The sequence below is a fragment of the Bosea sp. BIWAKO-01 genome, from assembly GCF_001748145.1.
Taxonomy (GTDB): Bacteria; Pseudomonadota; Alphaproteobacteria; order Rhizobiales; family Beijerinckiaceae; genus Allobosea.
The window spans coordinates 4188841-4210882 of record NZ_BCQA01000001.1 but is presented as its reverse complement, the minus strand read 5'-3'; the positions used below and the strand labels follow the sequence as shown (position 1 = coordinate 4210882).

Genomic DNA, 22042 nt, shown 5'->3' with positions numbered 1-22042 from the left:
ACAGCACCAGATGCCGTCAGATGCCGTTGCGCTATCAAGGTCGAGGCCAACTCGGCCGGCGCCTGACTTTCCGAAGTTCACGACTGGCGCGCACGCAGAAGACACAATCGGCATCTTCGCTAGGGTTCAAGCATATCGAGCACCGGGCAATGGGCCGTCGGCTCGCTCGTGCAACGGGAGATCGTCGCGTCGAGAATGGTCTCAAGCCTGGCGAGGTCAGCGATCTTGTTACGCACCTGCGTCAAGTGCGTGACGGCGATCTCCTTCACCTGCGCGCAGGAGGTGTGCTCCGGGTTGGTCAAGGCCAGCAGGGCCCGAACATCCTCGATGGTGAAGCCCAGTTCGCGCGCCCGCCGAATGAAGGCAAGCCGTCTGGTATGGGCTTCATCATAGGCGCGGTGACCGCCTCGCGTGCGGGGTGGCTCAGGCATGAGCCCAATGTTTTCGTAGTAGCGGATCGTCTCGAGATTCACGCCCGCGGCTTTGGCTAGCTGGCCGGCGGTGATGCCTCGCATCGTCGTGGGCATTTTTCGCTTGATCCCGTAGTAGCTACAGGTGGCAGACTGGCATGGATCGCGATAGATCACCACCTCGGTCAGTATCGAACCCGAAACCACAGCCACATCGGAGCCCGTTCCGGCAGCGTCTGCGCTACCTCTGGCAGGCACTGGCGCCGGAAGTGGTGCTTTTCACTTGCTTGTACCGCGACTTGCCAAAGACAGACTCGCGCTGGGCCAGGCTGCGACCCGGCAAAAGGGGAAATGATGCCGTTCCGATCAATTGTCACGACGCCCGAAGAGCTTGTCCGGATCGCCGCGGCTTTCGATGAGGCATGGAGCGAGATCGCGCCCGAGATCGCCCCGAAGGACGCACCGCACGAACGCCAGCGCCTTGCGCGCATTACCACGGCGTTGTGGTCGGCGGATCCGAAGGTCGATCTGGCGTCGCTGGCCGTTCGGCGGTTCTATGAAATTGTTTCAGGCCCGCGTCCCAAGGGCGCCGCTGATTGCACGCAAAGAAGGTCCTAACGGAGTGCCAATACTAGGCACGCCGCGGACCCGGGGCGACGTGTCCGCAGGCGCTGTGACTGCCTCGCGTGCGGGGTGGCTCGGGCATGAGCCCGATGTTTTCGTAGCTACGGATCGTTTCGAGATTCACGCTCGCGGCTTTGGCTAGCTGGCCGGCCGTGATGCCTCGCATCGGCGTGGGCATTTTTCGCTTGATCCCGTAGTAGCTACGGGTGGCAGGGTGCCATGGATCGTGATGGAGCACCACCTTGACCAGCACGGAACTCGGAGCCTCAGCCACGCCAGAGCCCCTTTCGGCGCCATCCTCGCGGCCGCTGGCAGGCGCTGGTGCCATTATCGGGTTCGGTGCACTTGTCGCGTCCTCGTGTTGTGTCTTGCCAATGGCCCTCGCCGGTCTCGGGGTCACTGGGGCGGTCTTCAGCGGCTTGGCATTTCTTGCTGACATGCGCCTCCCACTGCTCGGCGGAGCAACAATCATGTTGGCGTTGGGCTGGGGGGTATTCTTCTGGCGGAGGCGCAGACCCGTCTGTGACGGTGGTGGCGCTTGCGCTGCGCCCCCCGGATCAGCGCGTACCACGATCATGCTCGGCCTTGGCTCGGGTGTCGTCGGCCTGGCGCTTGTGTGGGGGCCCTATGTCGAACCAATCCTCCTCAAACTGACGCGATAGTGCAGATGCAGTTTCAATCGACAATCACGTGCCCGCACTGTGCTCAGGCCGCGACGGAAACGATGCCCACCGACGCTTGCCAGTATTTCTACGAATGCAAAGGGTGTGGCGCGCTCCTGAGGCCGTTGGAAGGTGATTGCTGCGTGTACTGTTCCTACGGGTCCGCGCCATGCCTACCAATCCAGGCCGCCGCATGGGGCTCTCTCGAGGCAACTCGTTGCTGCGCCCGGCCGAGCACGCCGGGGCCGAGACGGGCGCTACCTTGAAGCCACTGTCGGATCGCGAGATCGGCACAGGAGGCGCTTCAGAGGTGGCTTGCCGATGCGGCGGTGCGGCCGAGGCTCAGCGCGCATTCAAGAGCGGGTTGCTGGCTCCAGTGTTGAGGGAGAACTAGGGCATGACCTTCACCATCGACCCGCATGACCCCGAAGGCCCCCCGAGCCTTCTCGGGACCACGCATGCATTGGAAGCTGCGGTGATAATCCTCCTTGGTTACGTCTCGGCGATCGGCGCCGATACGGAAGGAGAGGCCAACGCCAACCTCGCCGAACTCCGCGCCCACTGCCAACAGCTCCGGGAGACCTTGCTGTCGATGGTCGCGCATCGTGAAGGCCTCGTCGCTGACGATCTTGATGACAGTTTCACCAGAGAACTTGATCGCATTTTCGAGGCGCTTAGCTTCCGCGTGAACAAACCCCAATAGCCTGGGCTGGGCCGGAACCCCGCTGCCATGCCGGGACGCGATCACCGAGGTCTCTCGGCATCAGCCAACACCATTGCACGCATTGGCGCTCAGATCCCGTTCGGCCCGCCGCCCCTGACTTCCCATGTCAGGATGGCGAGAGCCAAATTCTCGAGCTCCACCTCAGCCATCGGGTGGCGAGCAGCCGCATGGAGCTCGCAAGCGCGGGCACAGGCCCGGATATAGTCCGCCTCCGAGCTCAGCATCATGGAGCGGCGGCTTGGGTACGCTGGCGCCCGGTTTCGCCTACGGTCTGGACGTTCTTCACGCATGCCAGGCTACCTTGCGTTGTGCGTCGGCCGGTCCGTGCGATGGATTGCGAAGCCAAAATCGTCAAATAAATCGCCGAGGGTGAAACCTGGCATTGAAGCCGCAATGATGAGCAATCCCACCACGTCGAGCCCTCAAGGAACGAAGGCGATATTGCTGCTCGCGGCTCCCATTCTGGAATAGGGGCAAAGGTCTCAGATCCTACCCCCTCCTTGGTATGGGTCAGGGGATCCGTTTGATCATGAACGTAGGGTCACAACGCCCCTCGGTGGCGGACCGCCGGTGGCGACAGCCTTGCACGGACGCAGCGAATTATCCACGGCTCGCCCGGATTCTTCTGCGGCGGCCGCCAACCCTAACCGAGCCAGAAATCACCGAGATCACCACCCGGGCCAGCGCGGTGGAGGAGGCATGCCACCAATCATCGGGACGGCAAATCATCCTCCGTCAGAAGATTGTCTCCTACTGATCCTTCCTCGCGATCCCTCTCTGGCGAAGAAAGAAGTTCGGCAGCCACAGCCAGAATGTCCGCCGGCAGCTCGGTCTCTTCGTGAAGATGCCATTCGATGGTCTGCCGGCTCAAACCGGTACGGGCGACAAGGGGGGCGATCCAGTCTTCGCGTGGGAACCGGGCGGCCATTCTGAGGGCGAGTTGGTGGCCCGTTCCGATAGGTTCCATGGGTCTCATCACGGCGGCTCCGTTTAGAGGGTAGTGAGAACTTCTGCCCGCGCTTTATGTTCCGGCACCGGCTCGCCCTCGGCTTGCTGTCGACAGGGTGAAAGGCAAATCCCCCGGTCACACACGATGAACGGGACGAACAAATCCCGCGCTGGCCGGTTTGATGTGGCAATGGTACCAACCGAATTTCCCATCAATCGGCTCAGCGCTGGCGACCGCAGGGGGGTGTCATGCCCGCAACCAGCTTGTTACGTGGGGTTGCCGCTATCCTCCGCCGCGCCGCGGTGACACTGAAGCCGGAACCCAGCATTCGTCTCGCTTCTCCGGACGAGTACCACTATGCGCTTCGGCGCATTGGGTATCTCGAAGGCGCGACACCCAATCCCCGAGAGGCCCAAGAGCGGGCAGCCCTCCAGCTCGCTGTTGTTGACTACGAGATGCGGAAGACGTCGACAACGGAAGACCGGACAAGCTGATCTCGGTCGCGCCGACCTGTGTGTCGCCTTGGAAGCCGATGAGCAGCACTAGTGTTGCTAGCAATGCAACCAGCGAGATTGGGGCAAGGACGCTGAGCACGCGGTTGAGTGCGGCCGGGCCGCCGCTCGCCCAAGGGGCACTGATCGGCCTGCCTTAGCCTCGATAATCGACGGGAAAGCGGATGCTCGGCCCGGTGGAGCCATCGCCGGTGAGGAACTTGATCCCGTGGTGTTCCAGCACGTTCTGGACCGCGATGAACAGCTTCAGCGCGACCTTGTCAGATCCCGCCTCCAACCTGCTCAGGGAGGTGCGGCTGATCCCTGCTTCCTCGGCGACTTGCTCGGGACTTAGTCCCAAGCCAACGCGGGCAGCTTTCAGGAACCGTCCGGAAGTAAGCATTCCATTGAAAAAGCACAGGAAGATTGCGAAATCCAGCTTGTCAACAATTTGCCCAATGAGGCGCTTAATGACCTTAAAAGACAAATATTTGTCATTTCATATGGATCTCGCGCTTTCCCGTTGATAGGCTCCTCCCGAATCGGCCGCAGCAAGGATTCGAAAGGAAGTGAAAATGGAGACTTTCCTCATTGCCGGCTCGAGTGCGTATTCGGGTAGGACGACCGCCAGCCTCCTGCTAGCTCTCGGATTGAGCCAGCTCGGGTTGAATACGCTTCACATCCAGGTCACGGCGAGCGACGAGCAGCCAATGCTCCAAGGAGAGGCGACCGCCCCATTTGGGGCGACTTGGCTCGCAGCCAATAAGCGCGCTCCGAGCTTGGCAGAAATCAAGCTGTGCGTAGGCCAAGCCTCAAGAACCGAGGCGATAGTCGTTGACCTTCCGGCGTCCACATTTGACCGAGGATGGATCACCGATCCGGCAGTTCGAATGCTACTGCCCATGTGGACGAGTTCCGCTGATGTTGAGCAGGTTGCTCGGGATTTCCACCAGATTGCTGGCGTGCCCGTACAACCGGGTCTCGGGTTGCCATGGATTTTGCCGGTGGGCTGGCCATCGGCAATGCGTCAGTTGGACTACGAACCAATCCTTGGTCGCGTCACGCGACGTCTCCGGCTTCCGGCGCCAACGAGCGATCGTGTGATCCAACCAGGCGGAATTCCGTGGTTCGATTTCAGGTCAGAGCCTCTCATCGTAGAGGGTCGAATTGCATTGTCATCGCTTCGAGCGATGGCGGCGGAGGTGATCGCGCATGCCGTGCTGAAGACAACGGGCAGCTCTCTGTTGGAGGTCCCGCACGATGCGTCCTAGCGGGAGCGCGTAGGTCGTGCCGCCATCGGATGAGAGGCCCAACCCTCTGATCGTCAACCGAAAGTCGGCGGCGGCGGTATAACTCAGTCATCTTTGGAGCAGGATCGCCGGGTGGCTCGGAACCGCCGGAGTTCGGCGTCGAACGCCGGGGGCCAATCCTGTCGCAAACGGCGCGAAGCGAAATGCGATGGGCTCGGAAGGACGGTTGCTCCGACTGGCCGCGAGCAGGCCTGGGGTCTCTCCATTTCGCAAGGGATCGAATCCTGGCCGGGGCCAGAAGGAATTCGCGATGAATCGAAGCGTGACGGCGTTCCGGGAGCGCGACAGGATCACCAAGAATGTTGGCGGATTCCTTGCGTACTCCATGATCGTTCGGTGCTGTCGAGGTTATCCGCAGTTGCGTCTTGGGGGGCCGCTGGCGCTGGTCTTGCTGCTGCCGGAAGGGGCCGATGCTGACGACTATCGGCTGGCGGTGAAGTTTGCGACCACACGCCCCCGTTTGGGCAATGCGTTCGGCGTCGCGCCGTCGACGAGGATCGAGAATGCCTGGGAGCACTGGGTCAAGGGGAGAAAGGATTCGTTCAAGGATGACATCCTGAAAGAGGACCGGTTCGTCGTCCTGGCCAGAGCCACTGCCGAGCTTCCGGACATGGTGCTCGCAGCGGTTGACGGCGTCGTTGAACTTGCGGTGCCAGAGCCTCGCCATCTCGCCGCGGCAGGCAGAGTTTGTCTGAAGCAGCGTATGAGCACGCAGCAGGCACAGGAATTGGCGTCCATGCCGCTTGCCTTCATCCACACTATGCTCCGGCGCGGGCGACCTATTTCCCAATCGCTTGAGTGCATGCGAAAGGCCCAGGCGAGCTCGACGCCGGTCGAGGTGCGACAACTCCGAATCGAGAATCTGCACGGCCTTGGCGAGGCCGGAAGCTGGGCGCGGGAACTCGCCATCGATCTGCAAGATTGGCGCGAGGGTAGGATCGGCTGGCCCGATGTCGATAGGGGAATCCTTGTTAGCGGGCCGACGGGAACCGGTAAGACGACTTTTGTGAAAGCGCTGGCCGCCACTTGCGACGTTCATTTGGTTCTGGGATCACTCGCGCGATGGCAGGCACGTGGTCATCTTGGCGACTTGCTCAAGGCAATGCGCGCGGCCTTCGACGAGGCACGTCGCAAGGCTCCTTCCATCATTTTCATCGATGAAATTGATGCAGTCGGGGATCGGGAGAAATTCGCCGACCACAACGCCCAGTACTGCACGGAAGTCGTCGCAGCCTTGCTTGAATGCATCGACGGCGCGGAGCAACGAGAAGGGGTGATTGTGGTCGGTGCGTGCAACCACCCGCATCGGCTCGACGCCGCTCTCGTTCGACCGGGACGCTTGGACCGCCATGTCCGAATGCCGCTCCCTGACGGTCCCGCCCGAGAGGGCATCATCCGCTGGCATCTTGAAAATGCGCTTCAGGGCGAGAACCTGTCTGCGATCGTCGCCCGGACAGAGGGCTGGAGTGGAGCTGCATTGGAGCAACTCGCTCGCGAAGCCCGTCGGTTGGCTCGCCGGGCGCGGAGAGCCATCTCGATCGCCGACCTCCTGGCGTCGCTTCCGCCCACAATTGCGATCCCGGAAAAGATGCTGCGCCGCACGGCCATCCACGAGGCCGGCCATGCGACTGTCGCAGTCGTGCTGGAGAGGCCCTTTGAGTTCGTGGAGATCCGCGACACGGCCGAACTGGCCTGGGGGTACCAAGCATTGGGCGGCGTCCAAATCGCCGGGAATAGCGTCGCCGAAATCACGACCAATGCGCTGCTTGACGAGATCTGTTTCCTGCTGGGGGGCATTGCTGCGGAGGAGGTCATCCTGGGTAGTCGGTCGGTTGGAGGTGGTGGGATCCGCGGTAGCGACCTTCACCTTGCGACCCTAGTCGCACTGCGGCTTGAGGCATCCTATGGACTCGGCAAAGGATTGGCGTTTCTGGCCGCGGATGGAGAAGCCGATCTCTGGCGCCTGCTCCACACGTCGCAGGCCGTTCGCGAGCGAATCGAGAAGATTCTTGCCGAACAGATGAGCAGGGCACGTTTGCTCGTAGAAGATCACCGGATCGAGGCGGACCGAACGACGGAGGAGCTTCTAGCAAAGAAGCGAATCGCTGGGCCCGATCTCGTCAAGTTGTTCGCAGGCTCAAGCGGCGGTCGGAGTGTCGCCGAGAACTTGTCGAAACCAGTACGACCCAGTGAGCTCCAATGAACGCGCAGGTGTTTCGGCGATTCGCCTGAGCTGCACACACGAAACGGCCTGGGTTGGCTGGCCGGAGGGAATGTAGATGCTGATGTGGGGTGGCGTTTCCTCGGAGGAGCGCGCGACGCTTGGTCGAGAGGTCGAAAGACTTCGGCGGCTCGCGGACGACTTGGAAGCGGTGGCCGCCGGGACCTATACAACCCGCTTAAGCGCCCCGACCATTGATCGTTGGTGGGTGGGTACGCGAGCCGAGCGCTGCCTTATAGGTGAGGTTTCCGAACACCCCGAACTCCCCGGGATAGGTCGACCCATCGCTACGTCAGGCCTTTTCTTTCTCGACGCGCAGCGAGGGTGGGCGAGGACGATATCCCGATGGTACCGGTTGGGTGCTCCGCGCGGCACAAAGCTGGACGGCTGACCATGGATAAGCAGCTTGCACAACGCATTCGCGACGCCGCTCACGCGACCGAGAATTCGAAAGAACGTTTGCTAGGATCCTTGGTCGAACTTGCCCGGCGACCCTTGGAAATAGACCGGCCTGGTGCCGCGCAGGACGCTCCAACCGTTCTAACGGCCACGGGGGATGCGCCAGGAGAAATGACGGTTGTCCTCTCGATAAACGAACTAATCGAGATCATCGAATTGGTCGCACGGACGCAATCGTTCGGAGAAGCCCTCGATGCTGCCGGCTTTGTTCCGGCAACTGGAGTACCGATCCCCCTCCGGGAGGGGCACGGCCGCATTCCACTCAGCCGGCACAAGCCGAAGGCACCATAAGCGGGAATTCATACCTCCGCAGAGGCGCCGCTTGGACCCGCTCGCACGCCCAACCGGAAGGACAATTGATTCGCAAATGACCTTCCGACTGCCGGACCACCGAATTACTCACCGCGCCAAATGCGAATCAGAAGTGCTCTTCTGGACCCGGCCTGCACACAGGCTGGCCCGGCTACAGCGCTATTGAGGGCGCGCCGGGCCAGCCTGTGCACAGCCCTAGCGGTTACACCAAGTCAACCAGTGGGACGGGCTCATCATATCCACGACCGTATGAGCATGGTCGCATGCCCCATGGCCAACGCACAGCAGAGTGTCGGTAAATGGAGCGGGCGGGGGGAATCGAACCCCCATAGCTAGCTTGGAAGGCTAGTGCTTTACCACTAAGCTACGCCCGCGTGTGCGCCATTGCTGACGCCTTATCAAACTCAACTCGCAACCGCCACCTACTTTTTGCAAGCCGCCGACGCTTGTCGAACTTGAACGTTTTGAACCATGGCGCATTAAGGCTGCTGCTCTACCATTGAGCTACACCCGCGCCGGGTGCGACACCGCCTGACGGCGGCATCAACATAGACAAGACACGATGGTGGGGGAAGCAGGACTCGAACCTGCGAAGGCATAGCCAGCGGATTTACAGTCCGCCCCCTTTGCCGCTCGGGACATTCCCCCGCCGTGTCGCGGACACGCGCCGTGAAGCAGCGTCGTCCAAGCGCCTGTTTCACTTTCGTGACGGGCAACAGGTGCGGGCGGACTTATGGTGACCGGGCTTCGGCGTGTCAACGGCAAAAAACGGTTCACCCGCGTTTCCTTGTATCCATCCCCAGCCGCCTTTCCTGGCGCCGGCATGGCCCAGCCTCAGGAAGCGCCCGTAATCCGGGCCCGAATGAATTCCACACGCTCCTCGACACGACACCGCGGCACCTCGCACAGCCGGTAGCCATAATCGTCATAGGCCGCGACCATCGCCTCATAGGTTCGCTCAGCCTCGGCGAAATCCTGCTTGCGCTCCTCATCCTGCCCAAAGATCTCGCGCCAGGGCGGCGCGATGAAGACCTCGCTTCGGTAGCGGAACCGTCTTGCCGCGTTGTCCACATGCGTGGGAACGCCAAGTCCCGAGAGCCTCAGGTAACCCGCGATATCGGGAACCCCTCGATCAAAGATGACCAGCCCGGCCTGCTCCCTCGCAGCCTGATGGGAACGCAGCTCCCAACTCAGCATCAGCTCGGCGAAGAGCTCCCGATCGGCCCAGGGCAATGCCTGCCCCCCGATCCCCACCTGATCGCGAATGATGGCGCGGCCGGCTTCCGGAGACGTCGCGAATCCTCGCTTTGAGAGCGCCTCGATCAACGTCGTCTTGCCGGAACCGGGCCCACCGGTAATCACGACGAAGCGCTGGATATCCTCGGCCCTGGCCATCCCGTTCCCTCTCAATCCCTCTTGCCTGCGACAGCGCCCGCTGCTGCACGACACCGAAAATCCGTCGTCCGGGCTGGCAAAGCGCCGCCCGCCATGGCAGGGCATGGGCCGTCAAGCTTCGGAGGTCCCCCATGCCCGCGCCGTTCCGCCCCAAGCCGGCCTGGTCCGGCGGCAAGCCCTTCGCACGCCGCGACCGCGATGCCGGCCCCCCGCCACACCGGCCCGGCGATATCGACGAGGCCGTGCTCTACGGCGTCCATCCGGTGATCGAGGCACTTCGCAATCCCAACCGACGCTTTCGACGCCTTCTCGCCACGGAGAACGCCCTGAAGCGGCTGAGCGAGGAGGTCGGCACGCTGCCGCTCGAACCCGAGCTGGTCCGCCCGTCCGAGATCGACCGCCTGCTCACTCCAGATGCCGTGCATCAAGGCCTCTATCTCGTCTGCGATCCCCTGCCCTCGCCTGATCTGGACAGCCTTCCCGACGATGCGATCGTGCTCGCGCTTGACCAGATCACCGACCCGCACAATGTCGGTGCGATCCTGCGCTCGGCCGCCGCATTCGGCGCTGCCGCAGTGATCGTCACGATTCGCCATTCCCCGGCAGCGACCGGCGTGCTGGCAAAATCGGCATCCGGCGCGCTCGAGCATGTTCCGCTGATCGCGGTCCGCAATCTCGGCGATGCGCTGGACCAGCTTGGCAAGCGCGGCTTCCAGCGAATCGGCTTTGATTCGGAAGGAGCGACTGCCTTCGACGAAATCGCCCTGCAGCGGCCGCTCGTCATGGTTATGGGTGCGGAAGGGAAAGGCCTGCGTCAGCGCAGCCGCGATCTCTGCGACCATCTCGCAAGGCTTGAAGTGCCGGGCGCGATCACCAGCCTCAACGTCTCAAACGCCACCGCGATCGCGCTCTATGCGGCAAGCCGGCGGCGCTGACACTCAGCGCCGGGGCACATTGCGGATGCGGGCGCCGTCATCGTCGCGGGCATAACTCCGCTGCTCGCCGATACGGATGATGCGCACAATCGGCCGCTGCCGTGAACCTTCCAGCCGGTAGATCACTGGCTCGGGCGTCGGGGGCTGCGGAATCCCCACCATCACCGGCGTATAATCGCGCGAGCGATCGATGGTCCGCTCTGACTCGCGCTCCTGCAGGATCACGGTGTCGCGGCCGAAATCGGAGGGGGAATACCAGGGGCCACCGATGAACCCCGGGTTGCCCAGGAAGCGTCGGGCGCGATCATGCCGGAAGAACGGTCCATTCTGGCGCGCCAAATGCCGAAAGCCAGGAGCCATTCGCGGCGCAAAGGACGGCGGCCCGGCCGGCGCGAAAGCTCTGCCTGATCCAGCTGCCACAGCCTCGCTCACCGGGCTCAGGAAAACCAGGAATGCCAGCAGCGGTAACGTTGCATGGATGCGCGGCATCGGCGCGCTCCTTTTCCCCGCATCAAGTCGGCCTCGTGCCGACTATAGGACGGTCAGCGCCGCACTGCCAATCCGGGAAAATCCGCGGCGTGCGGGAACGAGGAAAAGACCTCTAAGCCTTAAGTCTTACGTCGAACGATGCAAGACCAAGTGCTTGATTGCACAACGTTTCGCGTGAGCGCATTCCTGTGCAATTGCCGGATAGGTGCAAGCGAAACTTCACCCGGCAGGCAGTGGCATCGTGTCGCAAGAAATCGAGCCACAGGGAAACGGGCGGCCCGGGGGATATTCCCGATGCCGGGCATTATTCAGGGGAGAACGCCATGAGCATGGCAGCACAGACATCGGGGGCTGCGGCGACGCGACGCCCCATGACGAAGGAAGAGAAGCGCGTCATTCTCGCTTCGTCGCTCGGCACCGTCTTTGAATGGTACGACTTCTATCTCTACGGTTCGCTCGCCGTGATGATCGGCGCGCATTTCTTCTCCGCGTTCGATCCGAATACGCGCGCCATCTTCGCGTTGCTCGCCTTCGCCGCCGGCTTCCTCGTCCGCCCCTTCGGTGCGCTGTTCTTCGGCCGCCTGGGTGATCTCATCGGCCGCAAATACACCTTCCTCGTCACGATCGTGATCATGGGCGCCTCGACCTTCCTGGTCGGCCTGCTGCCCGGCTACAACTCGATCGGCTGGATCGCACCGGTGATCCTGATCGCGTTGCGCATGCTGCAGGGCCTGGCGCTCGGCGGTGAGTATGGCGGGGCCGCGGTCTATGTCGCCGAGCACGCGCCTCCGGGCCGTCGCGGCTTCTACACCTCCTGGATCCAGACCACGGCGACGCTCGGCCTGCTGCTTTCGCTGATCGTCATTCTCGGCATCCGCACCACCATGGGTGAGGCCGAATTCACCGCCTGGGGCTGGCGCATTCCGTTCCTGGCCTCGATTTTCCTGCTGGCGATCTCGGTCTGGATCCGTCTGCAGATGCAGGAATCCCCGGCCTTCAAGAAGATGAAGGAAGAGGGCAGCGGCTCGAAGGCACCGCTTTCCGAGGCCTTTGGCCAGTGGAAGAATGCGAAGATCGCCCTGCTGGCGCTGTTCGGTCTCACCGCCGGCCAGGCCGTCGTCTGGTACACCGGTCAGTTCTACGCCCTGTTCTTCATCCAGAGCATCCTGAAGGTCGATCTCTATTCGGCCAACGTGCTGATCGCCTGGTCGCTGATCCTCGGTACCGGCGGCTTCATCCTGTTCGGCTCGCTTTCGGACAGGATCGGCCGCAAGCCCGTCATCCTGGCCGGCTGCCTGATCGCGGCGCTGACCTACTTCCCGCTCTTCGGCGCGCTCACCAAGGCTGCCAATCCCGGCCTCGCCGCAGCGCATGAGAACGTCAAGGTTCAGGTTGTCGCCGATCCGGCCACCTGCGGCTCGGTCTTCGACCCGGTCGGCGTGCGCACCTTCACCCAGCCCTGCGATGTCGCGCGCCGCACGCTCGCCTCGCAGGCGATCCAGTACACCCAGGTCCCGGCCCCGGCCGGCACCGCGGCCAAGGTCACGGTCAACGGCAAGGATGTCGCGATCGATGCCGGCTTCGCCGCCAACCTCGCCAAGGAAGCGGTCGCCGCCGGTTATCCCGCGGCAGGCGACGCCCGGATCGTCAAGACCGGCTTCATGAACGCGCTGTTCAACGCCCAGTCGCTGACCATCATCGGCATCCTGACGATCCTCGTCGTCTATGTGACGATGGTCTACGGCCCGATCGCCGCCGCCCTGGTCGAGCTCTTCCCGACCCGTATCCGCTACACCGGCATGTCGCTGCCCTACCATATCGGCAACGGCTGGTTCGGTGGTCTGCTGCCGGCGACCTCCTTCGCCATGGTGGCCGGCACCGGCGACATCTTCTACGGCCTCTGGTACCCGATCGTGATCGCCATGATGACCTTCGTCATCGGTATGCTCTTCGTGCCCGAGACCAAGGATCGCGACATCCTCACCTACGACAACAACTGATCGGCCCATCGCCGACAGGTGCGAGCCCCGCCTCCTCGAGGCGGGGCTTTTCTTTGGGCAAGTGGTTCCCGATCTTGCCCTCGCCGCTCGTGACTGGTAACCGCATCTGGCCAACCGGGCCGGCTTAGCTCAGCGGTAGAGCAGCGGTTTTGTAAACCGAAGGTCGGGGGTTCAATCCCCTCAGCCGGCACCACACATCTCTGGCTCGCTTCGCGCGACCGGCTGGCGGCACGAAGGTGCAAGCGATGCTGTGAGAGCCTCCGGGCTAGGCGAACGGCCATGGACAGACGGGAACACTTGCTCGCGCTGGCCGAGCGCTGCGAGACGGCCGAAAAGCCCGATCGTGCGCTCGATGCCGATATCTATGAGGCGCTGGGCTTTACCGTACGGCGCAAGCCGAGCCATCTCGTCGGCCGCCGCACGCCCATGGGCGGCATCTATCAGCAGGGTTCGCTCTGGAAGGCGCTCGGCCTGGTCAGCGCCAATATCGACGTCGCGATCAACCTCCTGCGCCAGAAGGCTCCGGAGTGGAACTGGAGCCTGCAATGCCTGGCCGAGGAGGACAGCGCGGCCTTCCAGGCCCTGGTCGCGGAATGTTCGGGCAACGCCATGCTCGGCTCCTTGGCCCTTTGCGCGGCCATGCTGCGGGCCCTGGCGCGCTATGACGGGTTGCTGGCTGCCAGCGCCCCTTCGCACGACCATCGCGTACCCGCAGACGGCCAGCGCACCATGGACGCACCACTCACGGAAAGTTGACCTCGCAACAATCCCGCGCGGTTGAAGCCCCCGAACCGGACGCTAGGCTGCTGCTCAGGCCGAAGACGCGCCTAGGGAGACTGCAATGCCGCCTTTTAGTCCGTCGCGCCGCACCGTGATTGCCGGTGCCGGCGCGCTCGCTGTTGCCACCACCTTGGATTTACCTGCCGGATTCACACCGGCTCAAGCGCAAGGAGCCCCCGTGAATCAGGCCCCCGGATACTATCGCTACAAGATCGGGGACATGGTCCTCACCGCGATCAATGACGGCTTCGCCCGTCGTCCGCTCGAGGGCTTCGTCCGCAATGCCGAACTCGCGGAGGTCAAGACGGCGATGGCGCAGGCCTTCCTGCCGGCCGACGCCTTGAACATCACCTTCACGACGCTCGCCATCCAGAGTGGCGGAAAGCTCATCCTGATCGATACCGGCAATGGCGATTCGGGCGCGCCGACCTCCGGAGCCTGGCTCGCCAATTTCCGCGCCGCTGGTTTCGATCCCAAGGATGTATCCACGGTCGTCTTCAGCCATTTCCATGGCGATCATATCAACGGCTTCCGCCTGAAGGACGGCACGGCCGTTTTCCCCAATGCCGAGGTCATGGTCCCGGCGGCGGAATGGGCCTACTGGATGGACGACGCCAGGATGAACGCCGCGCCCGAGGCCATGAAGGGGGCATTTGGCGGCGTGCGCCGCGTCTTCGGCCCTGTCTCCAAGGATGTGAAGCAGTTTGAGGCCGGCAAGGAGATCCTGCCCGGCATCACAGCCATCGCGGCGCCTGGCCATACGCCCGGCCACACCACCTTCGCGCTCAGCTCCGGCGCGGCAAGGATGATGGTGATGTCGGACACGACCAACCACCCAGCCCTCTTCGTCCGCAATCCGGACTGGTCCGCGGTGTTCGATATGGACGGGCCACAGGCTGCCGCCACACGCCGCAAGCTCCTCGACATGGTCTCTGCCGACAAGATGCAGGTCGCGTTCTACCACGCGCCCTTCCCGGCCACCGGCCACATCGCGAAATCGGGTAACGGCTTCGAGCTCGTCCCCGTGCAATGGACCACGTCCATCTGAGGCATGCGGCATCGTCGCGCATCGAGCCGGGGGCGACCCCGGCTCTTTTTATGCCTGCCCAGGCTCGCCCCTTCCGTCACCGCCGTGCTATGCCAACCGCTCCTTGCCCCTGAGCCTGGCTGATCCGGACCCCCTGATGACCGCGCGCTTCGCAGCCATCTCCTTCGTCGCCAGTGAGACGCCAGAGGCCGAAGCCGCACTGGAGAAGCTCGTCGCGCGCTATGGCAATGCCGATTGCGACAGCGCCGATGTCATTGTGGCGCTTGGTGGCGACGGGCTGATGCTACAGACGCTGCATCGCTTCATCGGCACGGGAAAGCCGATCTACGGCATGAATCGCGGCTCGGTCGGCTTCCTGATGAACGAGTTCCGCGAGCGCGGCCTGACCAAGCGCCTGGAAGCCGCCCATCGCAGCATCGTCCACCCGCTTTCGATGCTCGCGATCGACGAGAATGGCCGGGAATACCGTGCCAAGGCGATCAACGAAGTGTCCCTGCTCCGCCGCTCCTACCAGGCGGCGAAGCTTCGCCTGTCCGTCGATGGCCAGGTGCGGCTGGAGGAACTGATATCCGACGGTATCCTGCTGGCGACGCCTGCGGGCTCGACGGCCTACAATCTCTCAGCCAATGGCCCGATCCTGCCGCTCGATGCGCCTCTGCTGGCCCTGACCCCGATCGCCGCCTTTCGCCCACGGCGCTGGCGCGGGGCCCTGCTTCCCGACCAGGCACAGGTCATGATCGAGGTCCTGGAAGCGCCAAAACGCCCGGTCAGCGCGATGGCCGACCATATCCAGATCGACAATGTCGTCTCGGTCGCGATCGCGATCGACCGCGGCATCGACCTCGTCATGCTGCACGATCCCGGCCACAGCCTGGATGAACGCATCCTGCGCGAGCAATTCGGCTACTGACCCGCCGGCGACGACGCCTCAGGCAGCGCTTCGAAGATCCGCCTCGTCGAGCTCGACGAGCAGGGACGGATCGGCCTCGACCAGCAGGGCGAGCGCCGCATCATCTGCAAACGCATCCGCCATCAGCCGCGCTTCCTCGCGCGCCGCTTCGGCATCGAGCCGCCGCAGCAGGCCGTTCAGCGAATCGGCCTCGCTGCCTTCGAGGCTCTCGCAGCAGCTCATGACGCTGGCCATGATGGCTCGGTCGATGCCCTGCGTACCGCTCACCCGTTCGAAGCCGGATATGTTCAATGCGGCGATTGCTGCCGCAAAGGCCGGCAGCAACGAGCCCGGCATGCCGGCCTTGCGGTACAGCCCTCGCAAGCTCGCGCCGCTCCGGTCCCGGAGGATCGCCGACACGCGAGCGAGCGGCAGACCGGAAAGGGACGAGAACGCCGCCTCCGCCAGGGCCGGCTCTACGCTGAGGAGCGAGCGCAGCATCAACCCCGGCGTCAGCCGGCCGTTCTCGCGCAGGCACTCGACGATCGCTGGCGCATCGCTGTCTTCGCCGCCTGCTGCGAGTGCGACAGCCACCCGCTCGGTCGACTCGCGCGCCAGCCTTGCGCTGCGCTCCGGCGTCAGCCAGCCGCAGCCGGAGACGAAGCTCGCCAACGCATCCGACATCCGCCCCGCAATGGCCTGGCGAAGCCCTGCAGGCAGATCGTTTCGGGCAAGCAGCGCCTCGCGCAAGGCCCCGGAGCCGCCCGCGCGCTCGAACATGCGCTCAAGCGAGAAGCTCGGCATCCACGCGCTGCGATTGCCTGCCAGGGCCAGCAGCGCTTCCTCACAGCCGACTTCGGCTAGCGCTGCCGCGACACTGGTCGGCAGACAGGGCCGCTGTGCGATGGCGCGTTGCGCCAGAGCATCCCCAACGGCAGCGGCATCGACCAGGTCCGCCTCGGTCAGCACCGGCGAATGCGCCAGGACCAGTGCATTCACGTCGCTTTGCTCGGCGATGAGGTTGAGGATCAGCGCACGCGGCGCACGCGGCGAGGTCGCGACCTCCTCCGCGATGGCGCGGCGAACCAGGGGCGACGGATCATCGATCAGCGCGATCAGCGCAGTTTCGGCCTCGCGGCGATCCTCGTCGGACATGCCGGAGTGCAAATAAGCGCCCGCAAGCGCGGCTGCGCCGGAGGCGCGGGCTTCGGCGTTGGCCGTACGGGCCCAGAGCAGGAATCGGCGAACGATCATGTGCCGCTCCGCTGGACCATGAAGGCGGAAAGATCGAGCGGGGCACGACGCGGCTTCGCCGTCGATTTGGGTACGGTGTTCCCAGCCTGGGTCAAATCGAGCGGGCGCGATGGCGGCAAGGGAGCAGTCGTGGCAGTCGGCGGGTTCGCGGGCGCCGTTGAGGCGGGCGGAGGAGACGGAGCGGCGTCGCTTGCGCCCTGCCGCGGGAAATAGCGGTCGGCAGGATCGAGGGCCGCCAGACGCGAAGCGTCGCTGCGCGGCGTCGTCCAGAGATTGGCCACCGCCTTGGAGACCGGCTGGCGCGAGCCCTCGGTCGAGAACAATCCGATCAGCCCCTTGGCCCGATCAGGCGCCAACGCGGCAGCAATCGGCACCGGCTGGTCAGTGCCAGCCGCGGACTTGACGCTCCCCGTCGTGGTCGCTGCGGCAAGCTGCGTGTTGGCATGGCTCGCCGCCAGCACGCCGTAGACCTCCTGGGCCGTGCGGGCGCGGCCTGACTTGTCGAAGAAGATGTTGCGATTGGCTGAAGCGGCCTCGGGAAAGTCCTTGGCTGCGACCCGCGTCGGATCATTGCCGGCGGCGCGAATGAGGTCGCTCGCGCCACGCGAGCCGAGCACATGCGCCATGTAGAGTTCGCCGGCATTCGGCTGGCGACCGAGCGTCGAGGCAAGCTGGTCGCGATTCTTCTGGGTCAGTGCCCCGGCCATGACGGCAGCCACCTGCGGATCATTGCGCAGTTGCAGGATTTTGTCTCGCGTCGCGGCGTCCGGCACGCTGAGCCGACCGGTCTCGTCGGCGCTGATCGCATTGGCGTAATCGGAAAGCCCCTGCTTCGGCCCCTCCTGCTTCACCATGGAAAGCCAGGTCTGCTCGATGAACTGGAACAACCCGGTGGCGCTCGAGGTCTTGGCCTTCGCATCGGGATCAAGCGCCGATTCGCGCTGCGCCGTCTTCAGCAGGTAATCGAAACCGGCACCGCTCCGTTCGGCGCCGTCGCGAATGGCATTGACGACCGGATTGGCCGGTGCAGTCTCACGCGTCGTAGGCGTAGTGAACAGGAACATGCAGACTCTCGGGCAGCCCGAGCGCAAGGTGCCGGAGCTCCTGTGGAGACTGCCCCGATTATGGTAAGCGAACCGTTAAACACGCGGAATCATCGAGCCGGCTTGAAGCGCCGGAATGCGGCATTGGAGGAGCGTTCATGACCGAGGTGAAGCGGCACAAGCGCGGCGGGATCTATTTCGAGGATTTCCAGGTCGGCGCGGTCATCGAGCACGGACTTACGCGCACCGTGACCCAGATGGACAACATGCTTTTCTCGAACATGACCTTGAATCCGCAACCTCTTCATATCGATGCGCATTTCTGCGCGACCGAAACGGAGTGGGGCAAGCCGCTGATGAACTCCCTGTTCACCCTGGGGCTGATGATCGGCATCTCCGTCAACGACACCACGGTCGGCACCACCATCGGGAATCTCGGCATGACCGACGTGACCTTCCCTGCCCCGCTCTTCGAGGGCGACACCGTGAACTGCGTCACCGAAATCGTCGGCAAGCGTGAGTCCCGCTCGCGACCCGATGCCGGGATCGTCGAGTTCCACCATCGCGCCTATAAGCAGGACGGCACCCTGGTCGCCCAATGTCGCCGCCAGGCCTTCATGCGCAAACACCCCGAACCCACGACGATCGCGGTCTGACCGGATGCGTTCGCTCCTTTTCGTACCGGGCGACAGCCCGAAGAAGCTCCAGAAGGGCCTGGAGAGCGGCGCCGATGCGCTGATCCTGGACCTGGAGGATTCGGTCGCACTCGACGGCAAGGCCCAGGCCCGCACCATCAGCCTGGATTTCCTCAAGGTGGCTCGCCAGCAGGCGAAGCGGCCCCTCCTGATCGTGCGCATCAATGCGCTCACGACCGGGCTCAGCGATGCCGATCTCGATATGATCATGCCGGGCGCCCCCGATGCGATCATGCTGCCGAAATCCGAGGGCGGCACCGATGTCTCGCATCTCGCCGCCAGGATCGCAGTTCGGGAGGCTGAATGCGAACTCCCGGACGGCGCGACCCGGATCATTCCGATCGCCACCGAAACTGGAAAGGGCATCTTCGGCCTCGGCAGCTATGCCGGCGCCACGCATCGGCTCGCGGCTCTGACCTGGGGAGCAGAAGACCTGTCCGCGGATCTCGGCGCCGAGAGCAACCGGCTGAGCGACGGCTCCTATACCGATCCCTACCGCCTCGCCCGATCGCTCACGCTCTTCGCCGCCGCATCCTCGCAGGTCGATGCGATCGACACCGTCTTCACAAACTTCCGTGATGCCGATGGCTTTCGCGCCGAATGCATCGCGGCTCGCCGGGACGGCTTCACCGGCAAGATGGCGATCCATCCCGCGCAGGTTCCGGTGATCAACGAGGTCTTCGCTCCAGCGCCCGAGGACGTCGCCAAGGCCGATGCCATCATCGCCCTGTTCGCGGCCAATCCGGGGATGGGCGTGATCGGACTCAACGGCGAGATGCTCGATCGCCCTCACCTTGTCAGGGCACAGCGCCTGAAGGCGCGGGCTGAGAAGCTGGGTCGATGAGCCCCGGAAACTGATCCTGAAGAATCGGCTTCCGGCGCTTCGATCAGGGAACGCGGATCTGCCGGCAGTTGCGCTGTGTCGAGGACAGGCAATCCTGCGCCTTCCGCGCGCGATCGAGTCCGAAGAGCAGCCAGATTCCAGCGCCAAGCAGCAGGAGCGTTGCGATGATCGCAAGCAGATTGACGGTCATTCGCCAGTCGTCATCCTCGTCCGGCGGCCGCGGCACGGGCCCTGCTCAGCCGCCGGTCGGGCGGATGATCGAGAACAGGTGGTCGACCTCGGCATAGTCCGCATAGCCGCAGCGGGCGATCGGATGGGCCGCCGCCGTGTCGAAACGCCCGTCCCGGACATAGGCGTCATCCATGAAGATCCCGACGACCTGACCCAGCACCATCCAGCGCGGCACCGGCTTTTCGTCGAGATCCTTGAGCTGCTGGATGGAAAGCAGCTTGCACTCGAGCGCGGCCGGGCTGCCGGCGACACGCGGAGGCTTGACGAAACTCGACTCGGCCATTGCGAGCCCGGAATGCTCGTATTCGCTCGCCCCACGCGGCAGCGGCGCCGACGTCAGGTTCATCTGCTGCGCCAGTGCCTTGGTGACCAGCGAACAGGTGAACTCGCCCGTCTCCTCGATGAAGGAAACCGCGTCCTTCTTGTCCTCGGAGGAGAACATCACGATATGCGGCCGCGACGAGACCGCGTTGAAAAAGCTGTAGGGCGAGAGATTGATCTCGCCCTTGGCACTCAGCGCCGTGATCCAGCCGATCGGACGCGGCGTCACGATCGCCTTGAACGGGTCGTGCGGCAGGCCGTGGTCCTGGAGCGCGGTCGAGTAGATCATCCGCTCAGGCCCCGTAATGGCTGACAATGTCGGCGAGCACCGGCCGGTCCCGGTCGGCGGGGACGGTTTCGGGCGTGCCGATATGGATGAAGCCTGCCATGCGCTCATCATCAGCGAGGCCGAACGCAGAGAGCACGTCACGATCGAACGAAAACCAGTTGGTCAGCCAGGACGCACCGAAACCCATCGCGTGAGCAGCCACGAGGATATTCATGCAGACGGCGCCGGCGGAAAGCTCCTGCTCCCATTCCGGAATTTTGACATGCGGCCGCGCACGCGAGACCACGCCGATGATCAGCGGCGCATGGGTCAGGCGCTTCCGCTCAAAAGCAACCTTCTCGTCGTCGGCGTCAGGGTTCCTGGCGCGAAACACCTTTGCGACCACATCGCCGGCCGTCTCGCGTGCGATGCCTTCGAACAGAACGAAACGCCACGGCGCAAGCTTGCCGTGATCGGGCACACGCGCGCCAATGGTCAGCAGGTCGCGGAGCTGGTCGGCGCTGGGGCCGGGAGCAGACAGGAATTGCGGCGGCACCGAACGGCGCAGCTTGAGCAGGGCGAGCGTATCGGTCATGAGACTTCCGGGCGAGAGAAACGGCCGGCGGAGCAGTCGGGGCCGCCAGCGCTACTGGCATCTGAACTAGTGGTTTGCCATGAAGAGGACAAGCAAGCCTGCTCAGACGCGGGTGCAAGGGCGTCAAGGACCATGAGCATGTTTGAATTGGATCGTTTCCAGAGACGAGGCCGGACCAGCGCGCCGCGCGCGCGAATGCTGGCGCGCCTGTCTTCGGCTGCCATGGCACTGCTCTTCTCCCTGACGGCTGCGATCGCGCAGATCGTTCCGCTGTCCCCGTCGCGACCGAATACCCCGGAGAGCGCCCCCCTGCCGGCGCCGGGAAACACCGCGACGATCGGCTCGGCCAATCTCAGCGCCAGCGCCCAATTCGCCAATGACCGCAAGCCGATCCGCTCCGGCCTCGTCTGGCGCGTCCTGATCGAGTCCGTCGACGGCTCGCCGCCACGCATCGTCGCCCGCTCGAATGATGCAGAGCCGATATTCTCGCTCGAGCCTGGCTCCTATGTGCTGCACGCCGCCTATGGCTTCGCCAGCGGCACCAAGCGGGTGGTGCTCGGCCCGCAAGGAACGCGCGAACAAATTGCGATCAGCGCCGGCGGCCTCATCCTCGCAGGCTCCATCGGCGAGACGCCCATCCAGGCGGCGCAGCTGTCATTCTCGATCTTCGTGCCGTTACAGGGGAACTCGGAAGGTCGCCTCGTCGGCAATGCCAAGGCAGGCGAGCTGATCCGCTTGCCCGAAGGGACCTATCACGTGGTCTCGACTTACGGCGATTCCAACGCGATCCAGCGCGCGGATGTGACGGTGGAATCGGGCAAGGTCACCGACGCCACCCTGCACCACAGGGCCGCGCGGGTAACGCTGAAGCTCGTCGCGTCTCCCGGCGGCGAGGCCTTCGCCGGCACCGCCTTCAGCGTGCTGACACCCGGCGGCGACGTCATTCGCGAAGCCATCGGTGCCTTTCCGCAAGTGATCCTGGCCGAAGGCGACTATGTGCTGATCGCCCGCCAGGAAGGCCAGATCTTCTCGAAGGACTTCAAGGTCGAGAGCGGGCTCGATCGGGATATCGAGGTCATTGCGACGAAGTGAA

25 protein-coding genes, 3 tRNA genes and 1 pseudogene are annotated in these 22042 nt (G+C 63.9%); 15 read left to right on the top strand and 14 right to left on the bottom strand.

Annotation, left to right across the window (positions count from 1 at the left end):
• Positions 1 to 119: 119 nt before the first annotated feature.
• Positions 120 to 623: a MerR family transcriptional regulator gene (locus tag BIWAKO_RS19700; RefSeq protein WP_371332007.1), complete on the bottom strand. Its 504-nt coding sequence runs from the start codon at positions 621 to 623 to the stop codon at positions 120 to 122.
• A 141-nt stretch (positions 624 to 764) separates the two neighbouring features.
• Between BIWAKO_RS19700 and BIWAKO_RS19695 the strand changes: the two genes are divergently transcribed.
• Entirely contained in the window at positions 765 to 1028 is a 264-nt protein-coding gene (locus BIWAKO_RS19695) for a hypothetical protein (protein WP_141740158.1), read from the top strand.
• 13 nt (positions 1029 to 1041) lie between these two features.
• Here the strand turns inward: BIWAKO_RS19695 and BIWAKO_RS35425 are convergent, their stop codons facing one another.
• Positions 1042 to 1200 carry a MerR family DNA-binding transcriptional regulator gene (locus BIWAKO_RS35425; protein ID WP_244523659.1) on the bottom strand — a complete coding sequence of 53 codons (159 nt, stop codon included), beginning with the start codon at positions 1198 to 1200 and terminating at the stop codon, positions 1042 to 1044.
• A 501-nt stretch (positions 1201 to 1701) separates the two neighbouring features.
• On the opposite strand from BIWAKO_RS35425, the gene BIWAKO_RS36700 reads away from it, so the two are divergent.
• Both BIWAKO_RS36700 and BIWAKO_RS19685 read left to right on the top strand, forming a co-directional pair.
• Entirely contained in the window at positions 1702 to 1962 is a 261-nt protein-coding gene (locus tag BIWAKO_RS36700; protein WP_074471680.1) for a GDCCVxC domain-containing (seleno)protein, read from the top strand.
• A gap of 131 nt (positions 1963 to 2093) precedes the next feature.
• Positions 2094 to 2399, top strand: a complete 306-nt coding sequence (locus tag BIWAKO_RS19685; RefSeq protein ID WP_069880097.1) for a hypothetical protein — start codon at positions 2094 to 2096, stop codon at positions 2397 to 2399.
• 730 nt (positions 2400 to 3129) lie between these two features.
• Here BIWAKO_RS19685 and BIWAKO_RS19680 read toward each other — a convergent pair.
• From BIWAKO_RS19680 to BIWAKO_RS19670, 3 genes and pseudogenes are all read right to left on the bottom strand, one after another.
• Entirely contained in the window at positions 3130 to 3387 is a 258-nt protein-coding gene (locus tag BIWAKO_RS19680) for a hypothetical protein (protein WP_141740156.1), read from the bottom strand.
• Between the two features lie 498 nt (positions 3388 to 3885).
• Positions 3886 to 3993, bottom strand: a pseudogene (locus BIWAKO_RS36695) (arsenical-resistance protein); the annotation flags it as partial.
• Positions 3994 to 4017: 24 nt separating this feature from the next.
• Positions 4018 to 4347 carry a helix-turn-helix domain-containing protein gene (locus BIWAKO_RS19670; RefSeq protein ID WP_069880094.1) on the bottom strand — a complete coding sequence of 110 codons (330 nt, stop codon included), beginning with the start codon at positions 4345 to 4347 and terminating at the stop codon, positions 4018 to 4020.
• A gap of 1073 nt (positions 4348 to 5420) precedes the next feature.
• Between BIWAKO_RS19670 and BIWAKO_RS19660 the strand changes: the two genes are divergently transcribed.
• From BIWAKO_RS19660 to BIWAKO_RS35415, 3 genes are all read left to right on the top strand, one after another.
• Complete coding sequence (locus tag BIWAKO_RS19660) at positions 5421 to 7373, top strand: AAA family ATPase (protein ID WP_069880092.1); 1953 nt, start codon at positions 5421 to 5423, stop codon at positions 7371 to 7373.
• 76 nt (positions 7374 to 7449) lie between these two features.
• On the top strand, positions 7450 to 7782 hold the full coding sequence (locus BIWAKO_RS37355) for a DUF6634 family protein (RefSeq protein WP_074471579.1): 333 nt from the start codon (positions 7450 to 7452) through the stop codon (positions 7780 to 7782).
• 2 nt (positions 7783 to 7784) lie between these two features.
• On the top strand, positions 7785 to 8141 hold the full coding sequence (locus BIWAKO_RS35415; protein ID WP_074471578.1) for a hypothetical protein: 357 nt from the start codon (positions 7785 to 7787) through the stop codon (positions 8139 to 8141).
• 321 nt (positions 8142 to 8462) lie between these two features.
• On the opposite strand, the gene BIWAKO_RS19655 is transcribed toward BIWAKO_RS35415, so the two are convergent.
• The 3 genes from BIWAKO_RS19655 to BIWAKO_RS19645 form a co-directional block, all read right to left on the bottom strand.
• Positions 8463 to 8536, bottom strand: a tRNA-Gly gene (locus BIWAKO_RS19655).
• Between the two features lie 189 nt (positions 8537 to 8725).
• Positions 8726 to 8810, bottom strand: a tRNA-Tyr gene (locus tag BIWAKO_RS19650).
• A 186-nt stretch (positions 8811 to 8996) separates the two neighbouring features.
• Positions 8997 to 9557 carry an AAA family ATPase gene (locus tag BIWAKO_RS19645; protein ID WP_069880091.1) on the bottom strand — a complete coding sequence of 187 codons (561 nt, stop codon included), beginning with the start codon at positions 9555 to 9557 and terminating at the stop codon, positions 8997 to 8999.
• Positions 9558 to 9688: 131 nt separating this feature from the next.
• On the opposite strand from BIWAKO_RS19645, the gene rlmB reads away from it, so the two are divergent.
• Positions 9689 to 10492 carry a 23S rRNA (guanosine(2251)-2'-O)-methyltransferase RlmB gene (gene rlmB / locus BIWAKO_RS19640; RefSeq protein ID WP_069880090.1) on the top strand — a complete coding sequence of 268 codons (804 nt, stop codon included), beginning with the start codon at positions 9689 to 9691 and terminating at the stop codon, positions 10490 to 10492.
• 3 nt (positions 10493 to 10495) lie between these two features.
• Here rlmB and BIWAKO_RS19635 read toward each other — a convergent pair whose 3' ends face one another.
• Positions 10496 to 10981: a hypothetical protein gene (locus BIWAKO_RS19635; protein WP_141740155.1), complete on the bottom strand. Its 486-nt coding sequence runs from the start codon at positions 10979 to 10981 to the stop codon at positions 10496 to 10498.
• A gap of 323 nt (positions 10982 to 11304) precedes the next feature.
• On the opposite strand from BIWAKO_RS19635, the gene BIWAKO_RS19630 reads away from it, so the two are divergent.
• The 5 genes from BIWAKO_RS19630 (at position 11305) to BIWAKO_RS19610 (ending at position 15719) form a co-directional block, all read left to right on the top strand.
• A complete protein-coding gene (locus tag BIWAKO_RS19630) occupies positions 11305 to 12981 on the top strand; it encodes an MFS transporter (RefSeq protein WP_074471577.1) in 1677 nt (558 codons plus the stop codon).
• A gap of 118 nt (positions 12982 to 13099) precedes the next feature.
• Positions 13100 to 13174: transfer RNA gene (locus BIWAKO_RS19625), tRNA-Thr, on the top strand.
• A gap of 86 nt (positions 13175 to 13260) precedes the next feature.
• Entirely contained in the window at positions 13261 to 13737 is a 477-nt protein-coding gene (locus BIWAKO_RS19620) for a hypothetical protein (RefSeq protein ID WP_069880087.1), read from the top strand.
• Between the two features lie 202 nt (positions 13738 to 13939).
• Positions 13940 to 14809 carry an MBL fold metallo-hydrolase gene (locus BIWAKO_RS19615; protein WP_244523489.1) on the top strand — a complete coding sequence of 290 codons (870 nt, stop codon included), beginning with the start codon at positions 13940 to 13942 and terminating at the stop codon, positions 14807 to 14809.
• 136 nt (positions 14810 to 14945) lie between these two features.
• Positions 14946 to 15719 (top strand): NAD kinase, encoded by a 774-nt coding sequence (locus BIWAKO_RS19610; RefSeq protein WP_069880085.1) that lies wholly within the window; start codon positions 14946 to 14948, stop codon positions 15717 to 15719.
• A gap of 18 nt (positions 15720 to 15737) precedes the next feature.
• Here the strand turns inward: BIWAKO_RS19610 and BIWAKO_RS19605 are convergent, their stop codons facing one another.
• Complete coding sequence (locus BIWAKO_RS19605) at positions 15738 to 16952, bottom strand: DUF2336 domain-containing protein (RefSeq protein ID WP_069880084.1); 1215 nt, start codon at positions 16950 to 16952, stop codon at positions 15738 to 15740.
• Complete coding sequence (locus BIWAKO_RS19600; protein ID WP_069880083.1) at positions 16949 to 18016, bottom strand: hypothetical protein; 1068 nt, start codon at positions 18014 to 18016, stop codon at positions 16949 to 16951. The genes BIWAKO_RS19605 and BIWAKO_RS19600 overlap by 4 nt, the downstream gene beginning before the upstream one ends.
• A gap of 137 nt (positions 18017 to 18153) precedes the next feature.
• On the opposite strand from BIWAKO_RS19600, the gene BIWAKO_RS19595 reads away from it, so the two are divergent.
• Positions 18154 to 18651, top strand: coding sequence for a MaoC family dehydratase (locus BIWAKO_RS19595; protein WP_069880082.1), 498 nt, complete (start codon positions 18154 to 18156; stop codon positions 18649 to 18651).
• A 4-nt stretch (positions 18652 to 18655) separates the two neighbouring features.
• On the top strand, positions 18656 to 19534 hold the full coding sequence (locus BIWAKO_RS19590; RefSeq protein ID WP_069880081.1) for an HpcH/HpaI aldolase/citrate lyase family protein: 879 nt from the start codon (positions 18656 to 18658) through the stop codon (positions 19532 to 19534).
• A 43-nt stretch (positions 19535 to 19577) separates the two neighbouring features.
• Here the strand turns inward: BIWAKO_RS19590 and BIWAKO_RS19585 are convergent, their stop codons facing one another.
• The 3 genes from BIWAKO_RS19585 to BIWAKO_RS19575 are packed head-to-tail and all read right to left on the bottom strand — an operon-like array spanning position 19578 to position 20949.
• A complete protein-coding gene (locus BIWAKO_RS19585) occupies positions 19578 to 19760 on the bottom strand; it encodes a hypothetical protein (protein WP_069880080.1) in 183 nt (60 codons plus the stop codon).
• Positions 19761 to 19769: 9 nt separating this feature from the next.
• On the bottom strand, positions 19770 to 20375 hold the full coding sequence (locus BIWAKO_RS19580) for a flavin reductase family protein (RefSeq protein WP_069880079.1): 606 nt from the start codon (positions 20373 to 20375) through the stop codon (positions 19770 to 19772).
• Between the two features lie 4 nt (positions 20376 to 20379).
• Positions 20380 to 20949, bottom strand: coding sequence for a nitroreductase family protein (locus BIWAKO_RS19575; RefSeq protein WP_069880078.1), 570 nt, complete (start codon positions 20947 to 20949; stop codon positions 20380 to 20382).
• A 222-nt stretch (positions 20950 to 21171) separates the two neighbouring features.
• Between BIWAKO_RS19575 and BIWAKO_RS19570 the strand changes: the two genes are divergently transcribed.
• The gene (locus tag BIWAKO_RS19570; RefSeq protein WP_465247427.1) at positions 21172 to 22041 is read left to right on the top strand and encodes a hypothetical protein; all 870 of its coding nucleotides are present in this window, start codon (positions 21172 to 21174) and stop codon (positions 22039 to 22041) included.
• Position 22042 lies beyond the last annotated feature (1 nt).